Annotated in this window: 25 protein-coding genes and 1 pseudogene; 13 read left to right on the forward strand and 13 right to left on the reverse strand. The window is 46.6% G+C overall.

Annotation, left to right across the window (positions count from 1 at the left end):
• A pseudogene (locus ACWXW9_RS16920) lies at positions 1-213 on the forward strand (IS3 family transposase); the annotation flags it as partial.
• 65 nt (positions 214-278) lie between these two features.
• On the opposite strand, the gene ACWXW9_RS16925 reads toward ACWXW9_RS16920, so the two are convergent.
• Both ACWXW9_RS16925 and ACWXW9_RS16930 read right to left on the reverse strand, forming a co-directional pair.
• Positions 279-701 (reverse strand): hypothetical protein, encoded by a 423-nt coding sequence (locus ACWXW9_RS16925; RefSeq protein WP_494930343.1) that lies wholly within the window; start codon positions 699-701, stop codon positions 279-281.
• A gap of 25 nt (positions 702-726) precedes the next feature.
• Entirely contained in the window at positions 727-1,074 is a 348-nt protein-coding gene (locus ACWXW9_RS16930; protein WP_494930344.1) for a hypothetical protein, read from the reverse strand.
• A gap of 199 nt (positions 1,075-1,273) precedes the next feature.
• Here ACWXW9_RS16930 and ACWXW9_RS16935 point away from each other — a divergent pair, with 199 nt between their 5' ends.
• The 3 genes from ACWXW9_RS16935 to ACWXW9_RS16945 all read left to right on the forward strand — a co-directional run bounded on the left by ACWXW9_RS16935 (position 1,274) and on the right by ACWXW9_RS16945 (position 3,597).
• Positions 1,274-1,921, forward strand: coding sequence for a DUF1796 family putative cysteine peptidase (locus tag ACWXW9_RS16935; RefSeq protein WP_494930345.1), 648 nt, complete (start codon positions 1,274-1,276; stop codon positions 1,919-1,921).
• Positions 1,914-2,540, forward strand: a complete 627-nt coding sequence (locus ACWXW9_RS16940) for a DUF1796 family putative cysteine peptidase (protein ID WP_494930346.1) — start codon at positions 1,914-1,916, stop codon at positions 2,538-2,540. The genes ACWXW9_RS16935 and ACWXW9_RS16940 overlap by 8 nt, the downstream gene beginning before the upstream one ends.
• Before the next feature lie 127 nt (positions 2,541-2,667).
• On the forward strand, positions 2,668-3,597 hold the full coding sequence (locus ACWXW9_RS16945) for an NAD-dependent epimerase/dehydratase family protein (protein ID WP_494930347.1): 930 nt from the start codon (positions 2,668-2,670) through the stop codon (positions 3,595-3,597).
• 384 nt (positions 3,598-3,981) lie between these two features.
• Here ACWXW9_RS16945 and ACWXW9_RS16950 read toward each other — a convergent pair whose 3' ends face one another.
• The 5 genes from ACWXW9_RS16950 to ACWXW9_RS16970 form a co-directional block, all read right to left on the reverse strand.
• The gene (locus ACWXW9_RS16950; RefSeq protein WP_494930348.1) at positions 3,982-4,302 is read right to left on the reverse strand and encodes a PTS sugar transporter subunit IIB; all 321 of its coding nucleotides are present in this window, start codon (positions 4,300-4,302) and stop codon (positions 3,982-3,984) included.
• A 30-nt stretch (positions 4,303-4,332) separates the two neighbouring features.
• Positions 4,333-5,769, reverse strand: coding sequence for a glycoside hydrolase family 1 protein (locus ACWXW9_RS16955; protein WP_494930349.1), 1,437 nt, complete (start codon positions 5,767-5,769; stop codon positions 4,333-4,335).
• A gap of 64 nt (positions 5,770-5,833) precedes the next feature.
• Positions 5,834-7,129, reverse strand: a complete 1,296-nt coding sequence (locus ACWXW9_RS16960) for a PTS sugar transporter subunit IIC (protein WP_494930350.1) — start codon at positions 7,127-7,129, stop codon at positions 5,834-5,836.
• 18 nt (positions 7,130-7,147) lie between these two features.
• Positions 7,148-7,516: a PTS lactose/cellobiose transporter subunit IIA gene (locus ACWXW9_RS16965; RefSeq protein ID WP_494930351.1), complete on the reverse strand. Its 369-nt coding sequence runs from the start codon at positions 7,514-7,516 to the stop codon at positions 7,148-7,150.
• Positions 7,517-7,709: 193 nt separating this feature from the next.
• Positions 7,710-9,635, reverse strand: coding sequence for a BglG family transcription antiterminator (locus tag ACWXW9_RS16970; RefSeq protein ID WP_494930352.1), 1,926 nt, complete (start codon positions 9,633-9,635; stop codon positions 7,710-7,712).
• A gap of 164 nt (positions 9,636-9,799) precedes the next feature.
• Between ACWXW9_RS16970 and ACWXW9_RS16975 the strand changes: the two genes are divergently transcribed.
• A complete protein-coding gene (locus ACWXW9_RS16975; protein WP_494930353.1) occupies positions 9,800-10,150 on the forward strand; it encodes an ArsR/SmtB family transcription factor in 351 nt (116 codons plus the stop codon).
• Between the two features lie 112 nt (positions 10,151-10,262).
• The gene (locus ACWXW9_RS16980; RefSeq protein WP_494930354.1) at positions 10,263-11,558 is read left to right on the forward strand and encodes an arsenic transporter; all 1,296 of its coding nucleotides are present in this window, start codon (positions 10,263-10,265) and stop codon (positions 11,556-11,558) included.
• Positions 11,559-11,604: 46 nt separating this feature from the next.
• Here ACWXW9_RS16980 and ACWXW9_RS16985 read toward each other — a convergent pair whose 3' ends face one another.
• Positions 11,605-11,823, reverse strand: coding sequence for a DUF5316 family protein (locus ACWXW9_RS16985; protein ID WP_494930355.1), 219 nt, complete (start codon positions 11,821-11,823; stop codon positions 11,605-11,607).
• 59 nt (positions 11,824-11,882) lie between these two features.
• Positions 11,883-12,911 carry a LacI family DNA-binding transcriptional regulator gene (locus ACWXW9_RS16990; RefSeq protein ID WP_494930356.1) on the reverse strand — a complete coding sequence of 343 codons (1,029 nt, stop codon included), beginning with the start codon at positions 12,909-12,911 and terminating at the stop codon, positions 11,883-11,885.
• Positions 12,912-13,154: 243 nt separating this feature from the next.
• Between ACWXW9_RS16990 and ACWXW9_RS16995 the strand changes: the two genes are divergently transcribed.
• The 3 genes from ACWXW9_RS16995 to ACWXW9_RS17005 all read left to right on the forward strand — a co-directional run bounded on the left by ACWXW9_RS16995 (position 13,155) and on the right by ACWXW9_RS17005 (position 16,865).
• A complete protein-coding gene (locus ACWXW9_RS16995; protein ID WP_494930357.1) occupies positions 13,155-14,435 on the forward strand; it encodes a glycoside hydrolase family 140 protein in 1,281 nt (426 codons plus the stop codon).
• Between the two features lie 38 nt (positions 14,436-14,473).
• Positions 14,474-16,324, forward strand: a complete 1,851-nt coding sequence (locus tag ACWXW9_RS17000) for a beta-glucoside-specific PTS transporter subunit IIABC (RefSeq protein WP_494930471.1) — start codon at positions 14,474-14,476, stop codon at positions 16,322-16,324.
• Positions 16,325-16,613: 289 nt separating this feature from the next.
• On the forward strand, positions 16,614-16,865 hold the full coding sequence (locus ACWXW9_RS17005) for a hypothetical protein (RefSeq protein ID WP_494930358.1): 252 nt from the start codon (positions 16,614-16,616) through the stop codon (positions 16,863-16,865).
• A 9-nt stretch (positions 16,866-16,874) separates the two neighbouring features.
• On the opposite strand, the gene ACWXW9_RS17010 is transcribed toward ACWXW9_RS17005, so the two are convergent.
• The 4 genes from ACWXW9_RS17010 to ACWXW9_RS17025 all read right to left on the reverse strand — a co-directional run bounded on the left by ACWXW9_RS17010 (position 16,875) and on the right by ACWXW9_RS17025 (position 21,496).
• The gene (locus ACWXW9_RS17010; RefSeq protein WP_494930359.1) at positions 16,875-17,909 is read right to left on the reverse strand and encodes a glycosyltransferase family 4 protein; all 1,035 of its coding nucleotides are present in this window, start codon (positions 17,907-17,909) and stop codon (positions 16,875-16,877) included.
• 115 nt (positions 17,910-18,024) lie between these two features.
• A complete protein-coding gene (locus ACWXW9_RS17015; RefSeq protein WP_494930360.1) occupies positions 18,025-19,155 on the reverse strand; it encodes a tetratricopeptide repeat-containing glycosyltransferase in 1,131 nt (376 codons plus the stop codon).
• A gap of 55 nt (positions 19,156-19,210) precedes the next feature.
• Positions 19,211-20,302 carry a glycosyltransferase family 2 protein gene (locus ACWXW9_RS17020; RefSeq protein ID WP_494930361.1) on the reverse strand — a complete coding sequence of 364 codons (1,092 nt, stop codon included), beginning with the start codon at positions 20,300-20,302 and terminating at the stop codon, positions 19,211-19,213.
• Positions 20,303-20,467: 165 nt separating this feature from the next.
• Positions 20,468-21,496, reverse strand: coding sequence for an NTTRR-F1 domain (locus tag ACWXW9_RS17025; protein WP_494930362.1), 1,029 nt, complete (start codon positions 21,494-21,496; stop codon positions 20,468-20,470).
• A gap of 476 nt (positions 21,497-21,972) precedes the next feature.
• Here ACWXW9_RS17025 and ACWXW9_RS17030 point away from each other — a divergent pair, with 476 nt between their 5' ends.
• The 4 genes from ACWXW9_RS17030 to ACWXW9_RS17045 are packed head-to-tail and all read left to right on the forward strand — an operon-like array spanning position 21,973 to position 26,172.
• On the forward strand, positions 21,973-23,118 hold the full coding sequence (locus tag ACWXW9_RS17030; protein WP_494930363.1) for an ABC transporter ATP-binding protein: 1,146 nt from the start codon (positions 21,973-21,975) through the stop codon (positions 23,116-23,118).
• Positions 23,115-23,837 (forward strand): ABC transporter permease, encoded by a 723-nt coding sequence (locus ACWXW9_RS17035; RefSeq protein ID WP_494930364.1) that lies wholly within the window; start codon positions 23,115-23,117, stop codon positions 23,835-23,837. Before ACWXW9_RS17030 ends, ACWXW9_RS17035 begins: the two co-directional genes overlap by 4 nt.
• A gap of 5 nt (positions 23,838-23,842) precedes the next feature.
• On the forward strand, positions 23,843-25,234 hold the full coding sequence (locus tag ACWXW9_RS17040; protein WP_494930365.1) for a GldG family protein: 1,392 nt from the start codon (positions 23,843-23,845) through the stop codon (positions 25,232-25,234).
• Positions 25,231-26,172, forward strand: coding sequence for a DUF4340 domain-containing protein (locus ACWXW9_RS17045; RefSeq protein WP_494930366.1), 942 nt, complete (start codon positions 25,231-25,233; stop codon positions 26,170-26,172). The genes ACWXW9_RS17040 and ACWXW9_RS17045 overlap by 4 nt, the downstream gene beginning before the upstream one ends.
• Positions 26,173-26,213: the final 41 nt, after the last annotated feature.

Below are 26,213 nucleotides of genomic sequence, written 5' to 3' on the forward strand. Positions count from 1 at the left end.
AAATAGTAAAGGGAACTGTTACGATGCGGTGATTGAAAACTTCTTTGTATCATGAAATCCGAACTTCTATATCTAAAAGAATTTGATAACATGCAGCATTTCAAGCAAGAACTGGCGAAGTATATGGATTACTATAATCACAAACGTATCAAGGCCAAATTAAAGGGTATGAGCCCCGTACAATACCGAGCCCATACCCAACAAGTTGCCTGAAATAAATTGTCTAACTTTAAGGGGTCACTTTATCACGTCCCGGCCTGCCTTTTGGGTGTTACAGATCATGTTCCGTCCGAGTTTTCATCGACTGAATCTTTGTAGACCGAGCCTTGGATCACGAGTGGACCCGTGACAACGGCCCGGCGGTTGGCCGATTGCACGGTGAGGCAATATACATATGGCGCTGTCGGTTTCACGGTTTCCTCATACCTTAGCTCGGCAAAGCCCTCCTGATAGCAGGAATCCTGCAACCAGTCCAGCACGGGACCCTGCCCGTCGTTGCGACGTAGCCGGATATCCAGCTCTCCAATATCCCAGTTGAGCAGCGGATTTTCCCATGCCAAGGAGGCTTCAATGACAATACGTCCTTCAGACTCATTCGCAGGAATGATCAACGTAGATAGCACGCTCTCCTGTCCGGTGACCTGAAAAGGTAGCGCATGTGTGCCTGCATCGGCTCTGTTTTGTACCGAATATTTTAGCATACCTTCTTCCTCTCCTGTCCGTGTATTAGGGCGTCACGGTAAAATGACTGGCTGTACGCATAGCGACCACGTTTCCGTCCTCTACAAATTCAGCCAAAATAAATAGCATTTCCGGATTGCATATACTTGTGATCACCCGCAGGTAAAAAGGATTTTGGGCTGTCTCCATATCCTTGAGCTGTACGACGGAGCCGGCTTCGGGAGAAGCGCTCAGGCTAAGGAGCTGCCGCCGGAAAACGGTGCTATCATTGCCTATTTCCAACAGTACATCGACAGGTCTCTTTTCACGATTGAACAGGGTCACATGGCAGCTCTGGATACTGGCGCTGTCATAAGCGAGGTGATGATCAGCAGATAAAAGAAACACGGACATATCCTGTAGCCTCCTTGAATTCCGTTGTATACCAGCCTTATATCATATGAAAATGTGCCATGTCTCGATTGGATAGTTGTACGCCTTTTTTGACAAAATACGCGCTGAGGTCCAACCCTTTTAGCCGATCTGTGCATGTAATGTAGAGTGGAACAACCTGCGACCTGAGGACAGGTCACTTTTAAAAAGGAGGCACGCTATGAGACTTGCACAGCTGGCAGGGGAATATGATGCGGTCTTCAGTTTGGGGCAAAACTGCATGCCTGCCATTCAATTGGAAAAGAACCGCCTGCGGCCGTTTGCCGGGGTGCTGGACTGGATGATGTCTGACACGCTGTCCGATGTGAATCGCTTGCTGGAAAACCGGTTTGCCGGGTTTATGGATTTGCCTAATTTAAGTGTTGTTGGTACGAGCCAACTAAATTATATGGTCAGAGATATCGATTATAACGTGATCTCGGTACATGATTTCCCTCAGGAACGCAATACGTCCGCAGATTTGGCGACTTATCCGGAGTTCAGGGAGAAGACAGACCGCCGTATCGAACGTTTTTTTGCAAAAACGCAGAAGGCGCAGCACAGCTTGTTCGTCCGTATGCTAGGAACCTATGCAGAGGTAGAGGAACTGGAGCGCATCTTGTCCGGCATGGTGGCGCATGAATTTCGTCTGCTCATCGTTAACTGTTCCGGTGTAACAGAGTTGACCGAATTGGACTGGCAGCTTGCGAATGTATGCGCGGTGGAAATGCCTTTTACTGATGTATGGAATTACCAAAGTGATCCGCACTGGCGTACGCTTTTTCAGGGAATGTCCTTGTCTTCGGGAAGGGGAGAACGGCGTGCTTGAGCGATTGCAGGGGGATTATGACGCTGTATTCAGCTTGGGAGGACATTGCCTGCCTTCCATTCAACTGGATAAAAACGGATTGCGTTCGTATGCAGGACCGCTGGACTGGATGATTTCCGGCAACTTGTCGCAGATCAGTCGCTTGCTGGATACCCGTTTCGCCGGATTTATGGACTTTGCCAGCCTGCGTGTCACGGGGCATGATTACGGCGAGTATAACTTCATGGTCGAGGACGCGTCGTATGAGATTACGGCGGCACACCATTTTCCCGTTACCCAGAATACATCGGAGTATCTGACTTCCTATCCTGCATTCAAAACGACGCTTGATCGCCGAATCGCACGTCTACTGGAGAAATCTGCACTTGCGTCCCGTCTGCTGCTGGTTCGTCTGGGGGGCAGCCAGGATCAGGCGGTAGAATTGCACACCGTGTTATCAAGGATGATCACCCACGATTTTCGTTTGTTATTCGTGGATTATACAGGGACTGCCGGTGTGACCGAGCTGGATTGGGGGCTGGAGCAACTGGTTTCAGTGGCGCTGCCGCCCGAGGATATTTGGAGCGGTCAGGATGAGATGTGGCGCTTTATGCTGGCAAATGTCAGGCTACACGTCTGAACAACGGCAAGGTACGTCTTAGATTGTCTTTGGTGCCTGTGCTTGTGCCTGCGCCAAGCTGTAGAACGCCGCATAACATGATGGGAAAGGAAGAAAACTTGCTTCGGTTCAAAAGGAGGGTGCGCTAGTGAAGGCTTTGGTCACCGGGGGGGCCGGATTTATTGGTTCCCATCTGGTGCGTGCGCTTGCTGATTCGGGCATTAGGGTGCATGTGCTGGATAATCTGACGACCGGGAATGTCGCAAATGTGGACCCGCGCGCGGTCATGCATATGGCGGATATACGCAGCTCCGAGACCCGGACGCTGCTCATTCGGGAAAGCCCGGATATTGTGTTTCACTTGGCGGCACAGGTCGATGTCCAGCAATCCATCCATCGACCGGATGAGGACGCAGATGTGAATGTGATGGGGACGATTCATCTGTTACAGGCTTGTCATGAAGCCGGTGTATCCAAGCTGATATTTGCATCCACATCCGGCGTATACGGTGAACTGCAAAAGCAATGTATTCAGGAAGACGATCCCGTGGAGCCGATTTCGGGCTACGGACTTTCCAAGCTGACCGCAGAATCGTATATCCGTCTTTTTCATCGGTTATATGGCATGAATTACACGATTTTGCGTTACGGCAATGTGTATGGTCCCGGTCAGGCGGCGAAGGGAGAGGGCGGTGTAGTCGCTCTTTTTATGGATCGGCTGAAAAAAGGGAGCCCCTTGCTCATACACGGCGACGGAACGCAAACCCGCGATTTTGTGTACGTCAAGGATGTAGTCAGAGCCAATATGGCGGCTATACGTGCAGCGGATCAGCGTACAGTGCATGTGAGTACGGGACGAACTACGTCCATCAATCGGCTGGCCTACGATTTGCTGAAGCTGCACGGCTCGTCCGTTCGGCCCGTGTATTCAGCTGCGCGGGCGGGCGACATTCACCATAGCTGTCTTAGCAACGCAGTTGCGAGACATTGGCTTCGGTGGGAACCGCTATATGGCATCTCTGCCGGATTGAAGGAAACGTACGTGAGCAGTATTGGTTCAGGCAAAGAAGGCATGTAGCGGGAAAGCGTGGGATTCAGGAAGGGGCTGGGGGATCAGCCTCTTTTTTATGGATAGCCTGGCAGCTACTTATAGGAAAATATGAACTTACCTGATAGAATGGTCAGCAGTATAGATCACAGGTTTCACAAAGGAGGAGTCTGAACCCATGTTGAAGCAGGCTTTAAGAATAATAGGTATCACCCTGGTCACATGTACGTTATTGCTGGATGGAAGGCGTCAGCCGATCGGCGGATAGTCTGAAGGGGATGTCCGCCGAGCTACGCCAGTTGATTGGACGGTTCAAGGTGACGAGATAATTTATATCAATATATGGAAAGGCGGCAGCTTCCTGATAGGAGACTGCCGCCTTTTGCCATTCTTAAAAGAATCTCTATACATTCATTATTCGCCAGCCATCTTCAAGGCTTGATCCAGCACGGCCGCACCGTTTCCTCTACCGTAAGCCATCGTGTCAATGACATCCACAGGGATTCCATAGGGAGCTGCAATTTCGGTTACTGCTTTTTTACGCATCCGCACTTGAGGTCCAAGCAAAATAGCAATCACAGAATCTTTAATGCCTTCCAGTTCTTCCTTAATGGTACTTTCGGGGATGGCTTCGATGTTCAGCTCTATGGATCGTGCTGCTGCTTCTTTTTTCATCTTGGAAACCAGAATGGATGTGGACATACCCGCAGAGCATGCCAGAATAATTTTTTTCATATTTGAACGCCTCCAGAAATTGATTTTTAATTATTTATACTCTTCATCCAGATCAGCAACAAACGAGTGTTCTTTGATGGCAGATTGATACCAGTAGCCGGACTTCTTCAAATGCCGACTTCGATCATTCTCCAGGTTAATTTCCACCAGTCCATAGCGATTTTTAAAAGCATTCATGGGAGAAACATTGTCTGTAAAGGCCCACAGCATATAACCTGTACAGTTCGAACCATCCTCTACAGCTTGTAACGTGTAGTACAAATGCTCAGTTATAAAGTCAATGCGATAGTCGTCCTGAATGATGTGCTCCTCATTTTTGAAGACAACTTCATTCTCAATGCCCATACCATTTTCCGCGACAAACCACTCGATATTGTTATATTCGTTCTTGATACGCATCCCCATATCGTAAATGATTTTCGGATAAATCTCCCAGCCCCGTGACTTGTTCATTCTTTTACCCGGAAGATCAAAATGCTCATAGTAGTAAGAGGGGTGAAAGGGAATGTTTTCATTCCACGCTTTACTCTGCGCTTTGACCCGGTGGGGATAATAGAGATTGATCCCGACATAGTCAACAGTATGTTCCTTAATCACTGTTAGTTCTTCTGTGGTTGATTCAAATGTAATATCATGCTTGCTCATTAAGTCGAATAGTTCCTGCGGGTATTCGCCTTTAATAAGAGGGTCCAAAAATACTCGATTGTAAAATAAATCATACACATGTGCCGCGTACTGGTCATGAGGAGCGCTGGATCGGGCATAAGTAACTTCGGGATTCAGAATAATGCCTATTTTCGCCCCGTTTTGACTATAATTTTTTGCTTTGAAGAGTTGTACGCACTTCGCGGTTGCCAGCGTTTTATTATAATTCCATTGCATCCACTTCCGCGTATTTTGTTCATAGGGATAGCGAAGGGCATCCAGATAGACACGAGTCTGTACAACAATCGGCTCATTAAATGTAAACCAGTGTTTTACCCGATCTCCGTATCGTTCAAAAACCTTTTCCGCATATTTCACAAACAGTTCCACCACATGCTTGGAAGACCAGCCCTCATATTTATCCAGCAAATAAGCGGGCACCTCGTAGTGCTCCAAACAAATCATGGGCTCGACCCCACTGACAATCAACTCGTCAATGACCCGGCTCATATAATCCGCATACGTTTCATCCACGATAACATTCTCATAATCCGTTAAGAAGCGGGACCAATTAATAGAAGTACGATAATGGGTCAGGCCAATCTGCTTCATCAGCGCAATATCCTCGGCGTAACGATTATAGAAGTCGGTTGCACCCGCAGGTCCATATCCATTGTGCCAGACATAGCGGTCATTTTTGTACCATTGGTCGAGAAATGAGTCCTGACCTTCCTTTTTACCGCTCCAGCCCTCTGTCTGCCAGGCGGAAGCCGCAGCACCCATGATGAAATTCGACGGAATTTGTATCGTATGTTTAGCCATGACATGCTCCTCCTTTTATTAAGAATATGCTTTCAATTGAATGATATATTTCTATAGTAGCGCATTATTCAGCCGTTCGCTTGTTGGCAATTTTGACGAACGGGAAATAGATGATAATCGCTACCACAATACAAATGATCTGGGTTACGACGGCGCCAATGCTTCCACCTGTAGACAGGTAGGCATTAATAATAGGCGGAGTAGTCCATGGAACCATGACGACGGCCTTACCTGCAAATCCAAGCAACGTCGAAAAGTATCCAATCGTTCCTGTGATAAGCGGAGTAATAATGAAAGGGATAGCCATCAATGGATTCAACATAATCGGAAGTCCGAAAATGACAGGCTCGTTAATATTAAACAGGCCCGGTCCAAACGAAAGCTTGGTAATTTCCTTCATATCCTCACGCTTGGAGGCGATCATAATACAAATCAAAAGGGCCAGCGTAATCCCTGAACCACCGATACTCATGTATACGTCCCAGAAAGGCATCGTAATAATGTTCGGAATCGGCAGTCCTTGCTCATAAGCAGTCATGTTGACGGTAATCGCTCCAAGCAGCAGAGGTTCACGAATCGGTTTTACCATTTGGTTCCCGTGAATGCCGATCACCCAGAAGATTTGCGCAACCAGCATCAGTACCAGTATACCCGGCAGTCCTTGCACCACGGTCTCCAGAGGTTTTTGCACCACATTATAGACGGCATCATACAGGTAGAGACCCGTAAATTTATGAAAGAAGAATCCAAGCATCGAGAAGACAGTCACCGTAATGATGGTTGGAATGAGTGCAGAGAAAGAAACAGCCACATTGCTGGGAACACTTTCAGGCATTTTAATTTTTAGCTTATCGGACTTGCCCAGTTTGCTGTACAGCTCAACGGATAGAATGCTTATGAAAATACCTAAAAACAAGCTTTTGGTATCCGTAAACTGGCGGGCTATGACATCCGTTACTTTTTGCATTTCTCCGTTAACCATCAACTCTATCGTGGTTGGCGTTACAGATATAAAGCAGATCACAGCGAGTAGTCCTGGAAAGAGATTTTTCTCCCCGTTAATTTTTCCTAGCTCCAGACCAATCATGAAAATAGCCAGGATGGTAAGGATATTCAAGCTGGCATAGTTAATGCCTGAGAAAATCGGTTTGTACTCTGCCAGGAAGGAGAAAGGTTTAAAATGGGCCAGACCATTTACCGGGTCCATCACCATATTGGAAATCAGAACAGCAAAGGCACCCACAATGATGACAGGCATTAATGTGATAAAGGCTGATTTGATCGCTATAATATATTTAAAATTGTTGATTGCATTTGCCACTGATGTGAGGCCGTCAACCAGTTTGTCTTTGAAAGTCATGGGATAGCGCCCCTCCCTCTACGATTTTGGTATGAATTGATCAATACGTTCATACAGGTCTACAAACTCTGAGGCCATATCTCGAATGGTGATGGCATTCATCAAATGATCTTGAGCATGTACGATCATGACCGACATCTCTGTTTTTTCACCTTCTGCTTCCTTACGGATGATTCTGGTTTGAATTTTGTGGGAGGACACCAGTTCTTTTTTAGCTGAGGCTAATTCTTCTTTGGCTTCCTGAAACTTTCCTGCCTTTGCAAGCTCAATCGCCTCCATGGCCGAGCTGCGTGCATTCCCTGCGTATAATATGATTTGGAACACAATCTCTGTTTCATCCATAGCCTCCATATTCATATCCCGATCTTCAGTCTCATCATTATTCATGTTTCTTATCTCCCTTCAAAAGCTTTCTTCTTTAGCATTATAATTTGGAATCGCTTTCAATTTGACGCATACTTTTTCCGCTTCTTAACGGAAAAATCGTCTCTTCTAAATGACTTCTCCATCACCAAAAAAAGGAGAGACCCCCGCCTTGCGGGCTTCAGGTTCCTCCTTTGCAATTACATATTGCTAATATTCAGCTATTTATATGCAGCACTTCTACAAATTCCGTGTACGTTTTGCAGCGGATAAGCTGCTGGACGAGCTTTTCATTATTTAAGATTTCAAGCAGAATATGATACATACTCTGTAAATCTTCTGATTTGGTGCGCTGTATGCAGAGCATACAAATAAACTGTACCGGTTTGCCATCCCAATCGATGGCTTTTTGTAATGTACAGATGGCCCAAAACGTGGAATCAGCGAAAGGTTCCATTGGATGCGGAATCGCGACAAAATTGCCAAATGATGTTGGGGAAACGGCTTCACGCTCTACCACAGATTGCAGCAGGGGGCCTTCCACAAGATCGGCTTCGTGTATTTTTGCGGCTATAAATTCAAGCACTTGGAGTTTGTTATCAAACTTCTGCTGAAGAAAAACCAATTTTTTTCGTACATACTGCACAGCAGGAAGTCTTGCCTCTGAGATTGCTTGTTCAATTTTAGTGATATCGGAACCGCCCAAAAATGTATTCACATGTATCATGGGTACAGAAAGCGGTTCTGAAATGGGGATCGTGCTAATGACAAAGTCCAGTGTATCCAACGGCATTTGTTTAAGCTTATAAAATTCAGTGGTTCCCACGATATCCAACCTGGAACCGAAGACCGATTGAAGCTTATAATACAGCAGCTTTGCGCTGCCGAGTCCAGAAGCACAAACGATCATGCACCTTTTGGGTGCGCCCTCCATTTTCTTTCTTTCCATCGCGACTCCGATATGAATGGCTAAATACCCAATTTCATTTTCCTCGATGTGTATATGAAGCCGTTGCTTGATGACTTCCGCAGCAATGATACCTGCTTCAAAGGCAAGCGGGTAATTGGCTTTGATTTCATCCAGCATAGGATTCCGCAAATTCATTCCGTATTGATAGCGGTTAATGACCGGTTTGAGGTGAAGGCAAAAAGCAATCAGCAATTCCTTGTCGTTGTGAATGTTCATTTTCAACTGCTGATCAATTTGATCCAGTATTTCAATAGTTAGCTCGTAGATATCTTTATCAATGATCTTTTTAATCTCCACTTCATCCATATGGGCACTGACGACTGTTCTTACACCCAATAAATGCACAGCAATGTACGCAACTTCAACAAGCGGAAAGGAGTGCTTCATGTTTTGTTCCAAAGCGGATACGATCTCAGTCGCCACCATAAACTCTTTCTGCGCTTCAATTTTTTTCATCTCTTGAGGATAATATGAAACATACCTTTCTTCACGAATACGCTTACATGCTATAGCAATATGAATGACCAGATTGTTCAAGGCAATGTCCGACAACTGAATATCATTGAATTCAATACGATCCAGAATCACTTCTCTTATCCATTCCATCTCTTCGTTAGAGATCAGAGGAGGGTGGGACATCTGCTGCTCGCCTATTTCATCTGTTCTACTGAATATATAGTCGGAAATGCAATAACGCAGCTTGGCCTCATTACCTTTGACTCGAATACCATGATACGGTCTATTCTCCAGGGATAGTCCGTAGGTTGCCAGTAACTTGCGCAGTTCTTTGAGGTCATTCTGTAAAGTAGATCGACTAACATACAGAATCTCAGCTAAATCATCAAGTTTGATATATGCATTGGTGAGCAGCAGCTTTTTCATTAAAAAACGATTTCTCGCTTCAGAAGAATTCGCTAATGGATAAGGCACATTATTTTCATAATCCTTTAATTGCTTCAGCAGATGATGAAATTCTTGCTCGTCCCGAATCTCTAACTTGTAGCCCGATCCTTTGAGAGGTTTGACTGCTGCTCCATGCTTCGACAACAGCGCACCCAATTCCTTTAAATCCGTTCGTATGGTTCGAGAGGATACCTTCAATACATTTGCCAAGTGTTCTCCGTTGACCATCTGTTCTGCAACCAATATACGAAGAATATCAAAAATACGCAAAATGAGCCTCCTTCCATAGCAGTTCTGAAGAACAGTATACAACGGTAGATTGGTTATGAAAAAGTGAAAAATTCGATTATACGATTGTATTGAAAAAGAGTGGTGTTGAGTATACAATTAACATATAAGCAAATGATTATATATAGAGAGAAGAGGTGGTCATATTGGACCAACTGGCTTATGTAGCGGATCAATTAAAGCTACTGGGTGATAGAACACGGCTGACGATGCTCTCTTTGCTCAAAGAGAGGGAATGGTGTGTGTGCGAATTTGTCGAGATTTTTGATATTTCGCAACCGGGTATCAGCCAGCATCTAAGAAAGCTAAAGTCTCAAGGGATTGTAAAAGAAGCTCGACGCGGACAGTGGGTGTACTATTCTCTCAATGTGGAGGACAAGCCTCATATTCAAGTGGTCCTTCAATGTATGCCAGATGAGAAGCAAATTTTGAAGCTTTTAAATAAAGAAGAACCCACCGCTGCTTGCGGACCTGATTCGAAATCCTGCTCCTGCTAAAGATTCGATGGAAAAGTTGCCTCTGTGAGCATGGAAAATGATGTCTGATATTTAAGCATATGCTTATAAAATGATTTAATATGATGTTACATCTTGGATCGGAGGTTTGAGCGTGTTATCGGTTTTCTTGGCATGTACTATTTTCCTGTTAACTTTGACGCTGGTGATCTGGCAGCCTAAGAACCTGTCTATTGGATGGTCAGCCTGTGCAGGAGCAATTTTGGCTCTGCTTGTTGGCGTGGTTCATATTCAAGATGTGTGGGAAGTAACCCGAATCGTGTGGAATGCCACGCTGGCTTTTGTAGCTATTATTCTCATTTCATTGGTGCTGGATAAGATCGGACTATTTGAATGGGCCGCTTTACATATGGCGAGGGCTGCGCAGGGAAGCGGGGTCCGGCTGTTTATGTATGTGACTTTGCTGGGAGCGGTGGTATCTGCTTTTTTTGCAAATGATGGTGCCGCTTTGATCCTGACTCCCATTGTGCTGGCGATGGTACGGGCGCTCAAGTTTGAAGAAACAAGGGTATTCCCTTTTATCATAGCCAGCGGCTTTATTGCAGATACGGCTTCGCTTCCGCTCGTCGTCAGCAATTTGGTTAACATCGTGACCGCCAATTTCTTCAACATCACATTTATGGAGTATGCAGGCCGCATGATTATTCCGAATTTTTTTTCTATAGCTGCGAGCATGTTAGTGCTGTACCTCTTTTTCCGTAAAAGCATTCCAGGGAAGTTTGATGTTGCTCATGTAACGGCTCCTGCTAAAGCGATTAAGGATGCAAAAATGTTCCGACTTTCCTGGATCTTCCTGTCCCTCATGCTTGCAGGTTATCTGATCAGCGAATTTTTCAACATTCCAGTTTCGGTGATTGTGGCAATCATTGCTGTTATTCTCTTATTAATTGCTCGTAAAAGTCCCGTAGTACCTGTAAAAGAAGTCTTGAAAAGCGCGCCATGGGCCATCGTATTTTTCTCCATTGGGATGTACGTCGTAGTATACGGGTTGCGTAATGTGGGTTTGACAGATTTGCTAGCTCATCTTATTCAAGCGGCAGCAGACGAGGGGATGTTTGTGGCTACGATGGCTATGGGTTTTATGGCTGCCGTCATTTCGTCGGCGATGAACAACATGCCTACGGTCATGATTAATGCGCTGGCGATCCATGCTACGAACGCAACGGGAATGATCCGGGAGGCACTTGTTTACGCCAATGTAATCGGGTCGGATTTAGGGCCCAAGATGACACCCATTGGCTCCTTGGCTACGCTGCTCTGGCTGCATGTGCTTACTTCTAAAGGCATAAAGATTCGTTGGGGAACCTACTTCAAAACAGGTGTAATTCTGACCTTGCCTACGCTTTTTTTCACGCTTTTGGGTTTGTATTTGTGGTTGACGATATTATGATTTAAACACTAAAGGAGACGATCATCAGGCCGCCTACCCGGCGGCTTTATTTTAGAATCGTAGAGATAGCAGATAAAAGTAAACCTATGATCATAAAAATAAAGGACCATTTCCATCTGCTTTTTCTATCTTTCCCCTCGGGGTCCGCCGCCTGTTCATTATAAAAATTGGCACGCATACGGTCACCGCTAACCCCTGTTCCACTTAAAATAATGGCGAGTATGATAAAGACCGCTCCTGTCCAGCTCACATAATCATATATCATGCTGAACCCTCCCTCATGTTATCTTCTCTATCACCCCATTTAGTTTACCTTATCATAGTTCATTCTGAGGCTAAACAAGATTTTCTTTCAATAACCTCTGTATTCACCAGAACCTGAGTATGATGCTCCTGATTGTTGTTAAGCCTATCCATAAGCAACTTTACAGCAGTTTGGGCCAAAATATCCTTTTTCACATGAATGGTTGTGAGTTCCGGGCTAATGACCTTGGCCTCATGAATATTATCAAATCCCATAACAGAAATTTGTTCAGGCACGCGTATGTTCATGTCTTGAAACGTTTTAATGGCGCTGATCGCCATGTAATCATTTTCGCAAAATAATGCCGAAGGCAGCTCACCCAATTCATGAATAGCTGCTTTAAATGAATCCTGTGACATTACAAGCAGGGGATTCATATCAAATGTAAGCCCATTTTCTATGGAAAGATTGTGTTCCTCCAAAGCTGCCATAAACCCTTCCTTTCGTTTTTTAAAGTTAAGAATTCTGGTACTGGATTGTACGTATCCTATTTTCTTGTGTCCTAACTGAATTAAATATTGACCTGCCTGATAGCCGCCAAGGTAGTTATTAATGGATACAAAACTGGCATCAACATGTTCAAAGCAGGTATCCAAAATAACGATATTGGAATGAATGGATTGTATAGAATAAATATCCTCGGAAGTTAAATTGGTGCCAAGCAGAAGCACCCCAGAGGAGGGGTGGTCTTTTTCCAGAGCAGATAATTCTTCTTCAAGGCAATGGCTATCAAAAGACGAAAAAATAAGGGTGTTTCCATGTTCTCTCACCTGATTGGTAATATGATGAATTAATTCATTAAAAAATGGAAGCGAGTCATAATGTTCTGTTACGATGTCTGTATTTTTGCACGCAACAAAACGAATCACATTGTAATTTTTAGAGAATTCCTTGTTTGTCTTCATGGTTCGTGGTTTATATTCATGTTCTTCAGCGATTTTCAAAATATGCTGCTTCGTTTCTTCGCTAACTCCGGGCTTATTATTAAAAGCAAGAGAGACGGCAGATTTCGAAACACCGGCAAGCCTAGCAATATCATCAATTTTCAATGTGGATCCTCCTATTGGACTAAACTACATAAATTATAACATTATTATACGAGAAAGTTTAGTTTATAAACTAAACTAAAATAAAATATGATAATTAAAAATATGTTGACCGATTATGATTCTTGATGTTAATATTCAGATGTAAAGCGCTTTAATTTAGTTTATTTTACGAAAAAAATATAAAATTAGTTTTTTAGTTTAGTTATATTTAGAAAAAATCAAGAATGTAGCAAGGAAGGAAAGGTGATTCATTTGAGATTAAACATTGCTGAAGATCAAAGAAGTTTTACAAAAGAGGGGAAAAAATTTTTTTATTTAGCTGATACGGTTTGGAGCGCGTTTACCAACGCAACCATTGAGGAGTGGAGTGATTACCTTGATTATAGAAAGATGCAGGGGTTCAATGTGTTGCAAATTAACATGCTCCGACAATGGGATGCTAGTGAATCGGACTTGAACCTTCAGCCGTTTGCTTTAATGGAGAATGGAGATTTTGACTACCATACATTAAACGAAGCTTATTTTGATCGGGCAGAAGTCATGATTAAGATGGCTGTGGAGCGAGGATTTATTCCAGCTTTGGTCCTTCTGTGGTGTAACTATGTACCGGATACATGGGCTGATATGTTTCAGAAGGACAATAAAATGCCGTTTGAATGTATTGAAAGCTATGTAACGTATGCAGTAAGTCGATTTTCCCAATTTGATCCTATTTTTCTGATCAGCGGGGATACTGATTTTCCGACAGAACGTGCCAACGGCTACTATTTAAAGGCACTGGAAATTGTACAACAAGTAAGCCCGGAAAGCTTAACTACTCTCCACATTCAAGGAAGATTGAAAGAAATCCCTGAAGTTTTTGAAAAACACAATGGACTAGGATTTTATATGTATCAATCCGGGCATAATTCACAATTTCAATATGTATCTCATGAGATTGCCCAACATTTTTATCATAAATCGGAAATACGGCCAGTCATTAATGGGGAACCATGCTATGAACAGATCAGTTATAGCCGTAATGTGTATGGCAGATATACTGCATTGGATGCCAGAAAAGCAGCATGGCAGAGTCTCCTTGCAGGTGGGGGAGCAGGAGTAACATACGGAGCGCACGGAATTTGGAGCTGGCATAAAAAAGGGAAGAAATTCGGCATTGTAGAAGGGGAAGGCTTTGATAGTCCTTATGATTGGAGAACGGCATTACGTTTTGAAGGTGCATGGGACTATTCATTTATTAAATATCTGTTTGAAATGTATAACCTTGTTGGCATTAGGCCACTGGATATTGTTCTAAATAAGACAGAAGAGATTAGAGCCGCCGGAAACGAGAATACCGTAGTTTTGTATATTCCGGTTAACACAAAGGTGCGGTTAAGCATCAATGTGCAGGATTACAAGTTTACAACGATTGATTTAGCGGAGAAACGATTTGCACAAACGGAGGTGTACGTTCAGGATGATCAATCCGTCATAGACATGCATAGCTTTGAAAGTGATGTTGTGATCATCGGAACAAAATAAAAGAAAATAGAAAACGCATCCAAAAAGGAGTGAACATGTTGGATTACAAAAAAACAGCTAGCGACGTGTTGAGTGCAGTGGGAGGAAACGAAAATATAAACAGTGTCATACACTGTGTGACTCGGCTGAGATTCAAACTGAAGGATCATCAATTACCTGATAAGGAACAAATCAAGCAAATTGACGGTGTGATTACTGTCGTAGAAAGCGGCGGCCAATTCCAGGTGGTTATTGGTAATGAGGTCCCTAAGGTATATGAAGCTCTTTTGGAGACGATGGGAGTAAAGCCGGATCAAACGAGTCAAGAAGAGCAAAGCAATGAGAAATCCAGTTTATTCAGCCGATTTGTCGATGTGATCTCAGGCGTGTTCATGCCCGTTGTTGGTGTGCTCGCTGCTGTGGGGATTCTAAAAGGACTGTTGGCCTTATGCACATCCCTGGGCTGGATGACGGATCAGATGGGCACGTATAAAATTTTATATGCGACAGCAGACGCTATGTTTTATTTCTTTCCGATTATTCTAGGATTTTCAGCAGGTAAAAAATTTGGAGGAAACCCGTACCTGTCTGCTGTTTTGGGAGCCGCCTTGGTGTATCCGACCATGACTTCCGCCTTTACGGATAAAACGGCGCTGTCCTTTTTGACCATACCTGTTGTTCTGATTAATTATACTTCTTCTGTTATACCTATCATTATTGGAGCGTTTTTGGCAGCTAAGGTCGAAAAAATGATAAGTAAGTATGCACCTGCCTCCATTAAAATGTTCATTGTGCCTTTTCTGACCTTGGTCATCATATCACCGATTGTTTTTCTGGTTGTCGGACCGATATCAACTATAATTAGCGATGGGTTAGCCAATGGCTCCATGTGGATTTACCAGTTAAGTCCGGCTGTAGCTGGTCTCGTTCTAGCCGGGTTCTGGCAGGCCATTATTATCTTTGGTCTGCATTGGGCATTCATTCCAATTCTCCTGAATAATGTAGTTACGAACGGGTTTGATCCGATTAACGGTATGCTGTTCTGTACTACTTTTGCTCAAACCGGTGCGGCCTTTGCCATTGCTTTGAAATCACGTGACCCTAAATTAAAGCCGATTGCGACTTCCGCGACGATTGCAGGCTTGATGGGGGTTACGGAACCAGCTATTTACGGGGTTACGCTACCCGCTAAAAAACCATTTATTTTAGCTTCCATTGCCGCAGGTATAGGGGGAGCTGCAGCAGGCTTACTGGGATCAACGGCATATGGTTTTGCCTCCGGCGGTATTTTTGGTATTCCTCTGTTCATTAATCCAAAAGGCATAGATGCAGGTTTCATCGGCTTTATCATATCTTTGGTTGTGGCTTTTGTACTCGCATTTATCCTGACCTATCTTTTCGGCTATAAAAATGCTAAACCTGTGCCTGAGATTAAGGTTGCAGATGAAAGCAAAGTGGAGGAAAAAGTGGTATTCAGTCCTCTGAACGGTGAATTGATTCCTTTAACCGCTATAAAAGATGAGGCTTTCTCCAGTGGTGCGATGGGTCAGGGGGCTGCTATTGTTCCGAAAGATGGGGTAGCCTACGCACCTTTTAACGGAACTGTTGTTACCGTTTTCAAAACAAAACATGCAATCGGGCTTATTTCTGAGGATGGTGTTGAACTGCTCATTCACATTGGAATTAATACGGTAAGCCTGAAGGGAAAACATTTCACTTCTTTTGTCTCTGAAGGGGATGCCATTCAAAAAGGAGACAAGCTGGTTGAATTTGATCCAGAGGCTATAGCAGGTGAAGGATATGATATCACCACATCCATCATTGTAACCAACTCAGCCGTGTACACGGATATCATCGTTGAAGGGAAAAAGGATATCCATGCTGGAGATTCGTTATTAAATATTAGATAGTTGCCAAATATAAATGCTAAAAAAGGAAATTCGTGAAGCTGACGATGACCGGTGTGTTAGATAACACGGGTTGTCGTCAGTTATTTTTTTAGGATAATGGTTTCTGTATCGCCTTGGATACCTGCGCCGCTTTAAGCTGCTGGAGCAGTTCGCTTGGGGAGACGCCTTTGAGCTTTTTAAACACCCGCCCAAAGTAGATCAGATTACGGCCAGCTTTTCATTATCTCCGGGCGAGAAAATATTCGGGCGGGAGAATCGTTTTTACGTCTCGTATCCGATTGTCCTGCTTGTGAGAGAAGGGGCTGCTGTACCACACATTCCACTGGCTCAAAGTACAGCGGATATGAACTGGAGCCAGATTGAATGGCGGATATACGGAACACCGGGGAAACCCGAAGGTACAGAGCTTATTGCGATTCCCCAGGCATCCGTACCCGTGGTGGTGGAAGTGGTGTTTGAAGCGGTCAACGGATGCATTACGGCAACTGCTGATGGAGTACAGACGGCGACATGGAAGGTGACTTTTTCGGACATTTGCTAAAATAATAAATTACCTCACGCCCAGCGCATTCATCATTTGCCGGAAGGATTGCACATATTTATCCGGTGCTAACAGGTCGACGATCCTTGTCAGCCCCTTCTGGCGAATGGATTCGCGTTGTGGCACGTTGTTCATCAGATCCAGTCCCTCCAATACCGCCTGCGAGATATTTCCTTGCGTATAAAATTTACCCGTTACGTTGTGGTCGATGAAGGCTCGCACCCCGTCAGAATCAGAGCTGAGTACGGGGCAGCGGCAAGCCATGGCCTCAGCTACGGCGTACCCAAAACCCTCTACCAGCGAAGTGGACAACAGATGCCCGCCTGAATCGCCAATCATGGAGTAATACAGAGGCATTTTGGCATGAGGCACGTTGTTAAAACGTTCTACAATGGAGGACAAGCCAAGCTGTGTCATCATATTCTCGAATTGTATCTTATCCGCTGGTTGCGAAAGGGTATCATCATAGAACATCCAGATGCGAAGATTCGCGTGGTTTTGCAGCATCCAGTAAGAGATATCGAGAAAATGCCTCCAGTTTTTGTTCGGCTCCAGTCGCCCAATCCATGCAATGACCGGGCTGGTCGGGGGAGTGTTAAGGACATACTGAAATATGCTGGTATCCAGCACGTTCGGGAATACATAGCGATCAAGCCAAGGACACATGCTGGAAAACAGTTTAACCAGATGTGTTGTGGTGGGCAGCAGTACCGCATTGGCGTATCTTTGAAGAAACGGTGTGGCTTCGGCTACAACAAATGCAGCTTCCTCATGCTGACCGAAGCCCTGCGATTCATAGATTAGCACACCCTGATAGCCTAACATGCGCAGCTTGGCGAGCATCTGGTAATCCGACGAGACGACGATGGCATCGTAACGGTGAGTGTGTATCAGACTACGAATATCTTCCTCGGAGGAAGTCATAAACACGGGAATATCCCCATGCAAGTTTTGCATCCCCGTACCCTGCTGATAGTAGAGAAGATGGCATTCAATCCCGTCTTGGCTGAGCACCTTGCAGCGTTGGCGGTTCAAGGTTTCCACGCCGCCGCTGGGTATATAAAAGGTAAATAGAACTTTGATCTCAATAACCCCCTTCGGCCAATCGAAAGCTTCTTATATACCAAGGTATTCCAGCAAAGGGACGGGGTGTGGGTATCTATGGAAGCCTGGATTGAATCAGTATATAATTGTGGCTGAGGCGGGAATCCTCGGGGGAGCGCTCCACTGCTTCTCTGGCAAAATCACAAGCTTGGCGCAGTAGTCCCAACTCATAACAGGCGAGGGCTCCGAGATCATATAGTGTTGCGTCCCAGCAAAAATGCTCCTGCATGTAGGTATCCGGGCGTGTTGTAATACGCAGTGCTTCCTTGACCATATGATAAACGGCAGACCAGTTCCGGGTACGATAGGCAAGCTGGGCCATTTCGGTGTAAGGCTCACGCAAATGTGGCGCTTCGGCAATAGCGCGGTGCAGCCATCGGGTAGCCTCTTGCCATTGTTCATTTGCGGCATAGGCTCGGGAAATGTAGCGCATGGAGGCGCTGCGTTCGTCCTCCCAGGTTGCTTGCGGCATGGCCAGATGGCGTTCCAGTGTAGCGATGCACTCCTCCCAACGGCCATAATACATATATTCCCGCCCCAGATAGTGCATGTTGCGATCATCCTCGGGAAATTCACGTACGGACTGCTCCAGCAACGGAAGGTATTGGCTTCTGGACTTGTGCGGATCGGGATCATGGTACAAGCGGAGCTGGTCGGATCGGATGCTGCGTTCCTCACCCTCCCCGATATATTCAAGCACCTCGTGAACGGGACGTATCCAGTGGTAGCCGTGGCGAGTGTGTATTTTTTCCTTCCAAAACCATGTATAGGGGCTTTCTTGCCCGGGCAGGCCATGAGTAAAGGCATACAGCATCCGGGTTGCCCCTTGTGCCCAGTTCTTTTCCAGCCTTTCTCGCCAACCTTCCTCCCATACTTCATCCAAATCCGTACATACACAAATATCCACATCATGGGGAACCAGTCGCAGGGATTCATTGCGGGCGTTATCAAAGCGCCATGGAGCTACTTGGACGGGATGCACTACTGCTCCTGCCTCTCGCAGCAGGGAAACGGTGTTGTCCGTAGAGCCAGTATCCGCCACAATGACGATATCGGCCTCCCGCATGGAGCGCATCCAGCGCCCGGCGAAACGAGCTTCATTTTTACTGATGGCATAGACAGCTACCTTGTATCGATTTCGGTGTTTCTCTAGTGAAGACGGATCGGCTGGATGAAGTGGTTGCATCTTGCTTGCTCCTCCTTTAATTGTAAGATGGTGGGGATGGGCAGGAAAAGTACGTCTATTCGGGAGAATTCAGGATGGAGCTAAATAGCTGCCGATTATGCAGCACATGCGGGTCGTTGGGGACGTACGTTGCAGCTTGTTCATTGTGCCAATTCGCACGTGTATAGTCTTTCAGACGATAATGGCAAATGCATAGCTGTATATGGGGGAACCAGGTTCGATACGCATCCTGTATTGGACCCATCGTGTCAGCGGGCTTCAGAACGGTAGCCATGTCGTACCAATAGACGGCTTTGGAAACTTCATTTTTGTCTAAAAAATAATGACCCATTCGGCAACATAGATCCGCTCTGGGTGTACCAAAGATCAGGCTTTTGAGAGCCGCAGTGATACTTTGCTCCAGTTTGCCGAGCGATTGCAGGCAGTCGGCCATTTTGCCACATGCACTAATCGCGTCCTCCACCCAACATTGTCCGGTATCCAGAAAATTCTGATAGGTTTGCACTGCTTTTTCATACTTTCCGTTATCCCTTAGCTCGTTGGCGTAGTAGTAGAGGTCGCGGGGCGCGAAGTTGTGACCTTGGGTGAGCTGTTTTTCGTAGATTCGCAGATTGCGTCCAGGGGAGGTGGTATGGGTTCGGGTATGAGTCACGGCAATATCTGCATGCTGGATGTTTCCTTCTACCGCCAGATATTCATGCACGGCCCCATGCCAGCGGAACCCTGCTGACCGTCTGACCAGTCGGTTTCGACGAAAATGCAGCGTGACATTGCCATGATTATCAAAGGCATAGTGATAATTCATAGACACCGAATCCACGGTTGGTGTAGTTGTAGGGTCAAGGGTATGTTTCAGCTCAAGCAACTTGGCGGCATCCTGTTTCTCCAGCATGTCATCGGCATCCAGCCAGAGAATATATTCTTGCGTAGCCTGCTCAAAGGAATAATTACGGGCAAGGGCAAAATGGTCCACCCATTCAAATGGATAAATACGATCTGTGAAGGTGCGGCATATGTCCAGGGTCCGATCCTGTGAACCCGTGTCGATGATATTGATTTCATCCACAATATGATGGACGGATTCAAGGCAACGACCAATGGTATTCTGATCGTTTTTCACGATCATGCACAGGCTGATACTGATCAATGGTGCATCACTCCTTTGGAAACAATCAAGCGGGTTTAATTCAAGCGTTCATAGTCGCTTTTACATAAGGTTGCGATTAGAGAAGCCCTGCCGCATTCGCGGCAGGGCAAGGTTGACAAAGCCAAACATCATGGGCGGCGGTTTTGTCATTAAGATATGGAAAGACTAAAGTCCCGTCGGTCCAGTGGGTCCGGTCGGCCCTGTCGGTCCGGTTGGACCTATAGGGCCCGTAAATCCAAGACCAAACGGTCCGGTTGGTCCAGTAGGTCCTACGGGTCCGGTATCGCCTGTCGGCCCAATAGGGCCCGTAAATCCAAGACCAAACGGCCCTGTCGGTCCAGTAGGTCCCACGGGTCCGGTATCGCCTGTCGGCCCAATAGGGCCCGTAAATCCAAGACCAAACGGTCCGGTTGGTCCAGTAGGTCCCACGGGTCCGGTATCGCCTGTCGGCCCAATAGGGCCCGTAAATCCAAGACCAAACGGTCCGGTTGGTCCAGTAGGTCCTACGGGTCCGGTATCGCCTGTCGGCCCAATAGGGCCCGTAAATCCAAGACCAAATGGCCCTGTCGGTCCAGTAGGTCCCACGGGTCCGGTATCGCCTGTCGGTCCGACAGGTCCTGTGGCTCCAGTGTCACCCGTAACTCCAGTCGGTCCCGTAGCCCCAGTGTCGCCGGTAGGCCCCGCAGGTCCTGTTGGTCCAACGGCTCCAGCCGCGCTCGCTTTAACAAGAGCAACGGCATCAATGGCAACATCAGCGGAGTTAGCCAAGGCAGCTTTGCCAATCACCAAAAAGGCATAAGCTGCGTTCGCTGGAACAGGAGCCGTTACTTCATACAGGCTTTGCCATGTTCCATTAACAGCGTCTGGCAATGTGCCTGCGCTCAAATAGGTAGTTAGCCCCGTGCCAAGGAAGGTAAACGCTGCGTCATAGTAGTACAGGAAAATGTTGACTTGAGGATTGAACTGGCTTCCTATTTTTGCGGCTGAAAGGCTTAACGTATAGCTTTCGCCCGGAGCAGCAAAAACGACCTGGGAAAGAGATGCATCCACCGCGCCTCCTGCCAGAATCGCACTATAAAAGTTCGTCTTTTTAACGGATAGGCTAGTGACCGTCACATTGACTGAGTTCCAAAAAAGTGTTGATCCGACTTCGAAGTCGCCGTTTGAGATTAGATTGGTAAACAATACGCTCATCGCTTTTTATATACTCCCTTCACACGTTGTAATGTTAGTAAATGCGAAGGAGAACCAATGCGAACCGTACAAGTTTACGTGGGTAAAAGCATATTTCAAGTTCACATTTTAGACACATTATTTTAAGCTTATATTTAAGTGACTTTAAGCTGCAGCTATATGTGTGGGATTAACATTAGAGTTTAAAAATGTTGCATGAAGCGCAGATGATGCCGCTCCGCGAAGGATTTGAGCTCACGATCGCTGTTGCCGTGGGATTCTCTCTGATTTATATAAGACATGAGAAGGTAAGAATCCCACGGCAAAGGCGAGCGCTGGCGCTTCTCCAGCTTCAAATCCTCCGTTACCCGCTTCTAATGCAACATTTTAGGTGTGGGAGGGAGAGTAGGGAAAAGCCTCTACGCAACATTTTGGATGTGTGAAAAGGGAATAGAGCTGTTTGGACGAATGAGTAGTTACACTGAAAGACTATGATTATGATAAAAGAAAGGGTGAAGCGTGTGCTCAAGGTGCAGCAGGTGAGCAAGTGGTATGAGGGCAACCGGGGCGTACATAAGCTGGATTTTGAAATGCAGCGTGGCGAGATTGTTGGGTTTCTGGGGCCTAATGGTGCAGGCAAAACGACGACGATGCGCATGATTACAGGGTATCTCCAGCCGAATGAGGGAGTGATTACGATTGATGGCATCCCGATTCAGGAGCAGGGCAGACAGGCTCGTTCCAAAATCGGTTATTTGCCGGAAACGCCCCCTCTGTATGGAGATATGTCCGTTCGATCCTATTTAAAGTTTGTGGCGAGCATTCGAGATGTGCCTGCGAGAGAACAAAAGCTGCGCATTTCCGAGATGATTTCCCGGCTTGGGCTGAACGGGCGTGAAAAGCAACTGGTACGCAGTTTGTCCAAAGGGTATAAGCAGCGTTTGGGACTGGCGGGGGCGATTATTCATAACCCGGACTTGCTGGTGCTGGATGAGCCGACCTCAGGTTTGGACCCGAATCAGATTCTCGAAATTCGTCAGCTCATTCAGGAGATTGGAGAAAATCATACGGTGCTGCTCAGCACACATATTTTGCCCGAGGTGGACGCCTTGTGTAATCGGGTTCTCATCATTCATGAGGGTGAATTGGTGCTGGATGGACGACCTGACGCGCTCGGCGGTTCGATGGAAGACGGATTTAAGGTGAAAGTGGAGGTCAAAGGCAGCCGTGAGCAGGTGCTGAACGTTCTTCGCGGTTGGGGGAAAGTAGAGGTAGAGCTATTAACATCTGGCCTGTCTCAAGCTAACACGAAGCAGACTGCAACTGAGGAAGATTTGACCGGATGCTTACTGACAGGCGCTTCCAGTGAGGATTTCCGCGAGGAGCTTTTTTATGTGCTGTCTGGTGCGAAGCTTCCGATTTTGGAGTTGAAAAAAGAAAGCCTCAGCTTGGAAAATATATTCCAGCAGTTAACGACTCGCGAATCAAAAGCAGGTCAGGCCGATCAAGTGAATGTAGTGGAACAAGTCGAGCATTCGACGGAAAATGAAATTTCCGCAGGTGTTGCTGAGGACAGCCAAGAAGCTGCTTCTGGCAACAACAAAGCCGGGCAAGACAAGGGCACAGGAGGTGAGCGGCCATGAGGCGCTTGTTCGCGGTCTGTCAAAAGGAGCTGCAAGCCTATCTATGGACGCCGACAACGTATTTTGCGCTTGCGGTGTATATGCTGCTGACGGGGTTGCTCTTTTACACGAATTTTGTCATGTATCAGCCAAGCATCTTGGATTATCGGCTGGTACTCGGTGACACGCTGTCCATGCTGGTGTTCGTCGTTCCACTGCTCACGATGAGGCTGGTCGCTGAGGAATTCAGGCAGGGTACGGATGAGCTGTTACTTACCTCGCCTGTGAGTGTGACGGAAATGATTGTGGGTAAATTTTTGGCGTCGCTGGGCATGCTGCTGATTTTGGTGTTGTGCAGCCTGGCGTATCCGGTCGTGATGTCCTTTTACGGGTCGCTGGACTGGACACTCGTATTTACATCCGCAATCGGTCTGTTTATGCTGGGTGCAGCCATGATGGCCATTGGTCTGTTCGCTTCGACGCTTTCACAGCATCAGATGATGTCTGCGGTCGTCAGCTTTATTATTTTGCTTGTATTTTGGATGCTGGATTCGTTTGGTGGACAAACAGACGCGTCTGCGGCATTACAGCAATGGCTGGAGCCTTTTTCACTAACCGCACGGTTTGACAGCTTCACCAAAGGATTGCTGAACGGAGCCGATGTGCTGTATTACGTGACGGTGGCGGCGCTCTTTTTGTTATTCAGCATTCAGGTGGTTGAACGGAAACGGTGGAGGTGATGAACATGAAAAAATGGCTGGGTCATACAAACAGTGTGGTATTGTCGATTGCTGCTGTAGGTATTTTTATTTTGCTGACGTTGTTTCTGCGTTCGCTGGGGGGCTTTCAGCTGGATTTGACGGCAGGCAAACAGTATACGTTGTCTGATCAGACATTGACGGCCATTCAGGGAGTGAAGGAAGACGTGCGTCTGATTGCTTTTACCGTATCGACTTCGCAAAATCAAAAGCTGAACCGAGACGTTACGGATATGCTGAGGGAATACGCCAAGCGTAACAGCAAGCTCAAGGTCGAGCAATATGATCTGAATCAGGAGCCGCTGCTGGCCAAGGAATACGGTGTCACTGAAGCATCCATCGTGCTGGTTCAGGGTGAGAAGAAACGTGTTATTGATATGGGTAGTCTGTTTACACAGGCACAGGGAAGTAGCGAGGGGGCGTACCAGTTTACAGGGGAAGAAAAGCTGACAAGCGGACTGCTGGGGCTATCGTCTACCCGCCAGGGAAAAGCCGTTTTCCTGACCGGACATGAGGAAATCCCTTTGTCCCAAATGACCGGATTGAGCAATTCACTGGCGCAGGATAATGTGAAAACAGAAGAAGTGCAGCTCAATCAGGCGGGTAGCGTGCCTAAAGATGCATCGGTGCTGGCTATTGTTGGGCCGCAACGGGATATCAGCGCGACGGAGCTGAAAAGCATTCGCACCTATTTGGAGGGTGGTGGAAAGCTTTTTCTGGCGTTGGGCTTTCATCCGAACATGCAATCGGACTGGAAAAACCTTGACGCACTGGCGGCTGATTACGGTGTGAAGGATACACATGCGATCGTGGTGGATCAGGAGCAGACGAATACGCTTGGACCTCTGTTTACAGTGCCTACCTTTGGCAGTCATGCGATTACGGATAAGCTGGCTGCGTCCAATCTGTACCCGGTGCTTTCGCTGTCCATTGCTCTGAAAGCAGGGGAGCAGAAGAATTGGAAGACTACGGCCTTGCTCAAATCTTCTGCCGCCAGCTATGGCGAAACGAATATTCAAGGGCTGCTGAACAACGAAACACAGAAGGATGACAAGGACCCGCAGGGGCCGCTTGAACTGGGCTACGCGGTAGATGGCAAGGACGGCAAGCCTAAAGCAATTATTCTCGGAACGTCGGCCCTTCTGAGCGACACCGAGATCAGCACTGGAGGCAATCGGGATTTTGTCCTGAACAGTCTGAATTATGTACAGGAACAATCTGACGGGCTTACCATTCGTCCTCGTCAGGAGCAGGATTATAAGGTGGTTTATTTGACTCCTGCGCAAGCGAAGACGATATTGACCCTATCCGTGATCGGGTTGCCGTTGTTGTTCGCGGCAGCCGGAATCTTATTATGGTGGAGGCGAAGAAGAGCATGAGAAAATGGATACCCACAGTGCTGCTGTTAGTTGTATTGGGAGCGGGTATAGTCTATGCCAAGAGCCAAAACTTTTTTCGTGAACAAGCTCCTGCAGCTCGCCAACTGGTTCAGCTTACGCAGGGGAATATTTCGTCTTTTGCTATAACAGGGAAGGAAGGCAAGTCGGTCGAACTTACACAACATGATGGTAAATGGAGCATGAGCAAGCCTCGGTCTTATCCGTTAAACGGCTATACGATTGATAATTGGTTAGCCGCTATTCAAAACGTGAAGCTCGGCGAGGTGGTGGAATCTTCTCCAAAAGACGTAGCCAAATACGGAATCAGCGCTACCAACAACCAAATTCAGATCAAGACCAAGGATGGAAGCGAGCATACCTTTGCTTTTGGTGAAACGCTGCCTTCCGGTGATGCTGCTTATGTGCTGTCAGATAAAAAAGAGGTAGCTTCCGTACCTCTGGATACCCTTTCCGGGTTGTTACTGGGTGCAGCCGATTTTACGGATACGACGCCGTTTGACTGGGATGATGACAAGCTGAGCGGACTGGAGTGGGAAGGTCAGTCAGCCTCTTGGATGCTCAAGTCTTCCGGTGACGGAGGAACGGGGGAAAGCTCTTCCACAGCTTGGACGCTGAATGGAAAGTCGGTAACCAGTGATGTGGGGACTTCCTTATCACAGCAAATCAAGAATCTGGCCAGCAGCCAATCCTTGCGTAAAGCCTCCGAGCTGAACCATCCTGTTCACCGCTTTACGCTGAGCGTATCGCTGGGCAAACAGGATGAGCCGCAGCAGGTGTATCAGGGCTGGACGGTGGACGGTGACCCGGATACCGTATGGGTCGTGCCTCCGCAAAGCAATTGGGCGTATGGTCTGTCCGTATCTGACGTGAAGCGTATTGAACAGGCTGGACATGACCAGGCTCAAGCTGGAAAATGATCATCTGAACATGAGCTTGGAGCATAAGCAGATCCGCAAGC

It is taken from the genome of Paenibacillus sp. LT-B23 (assembly GCF_059417685.1).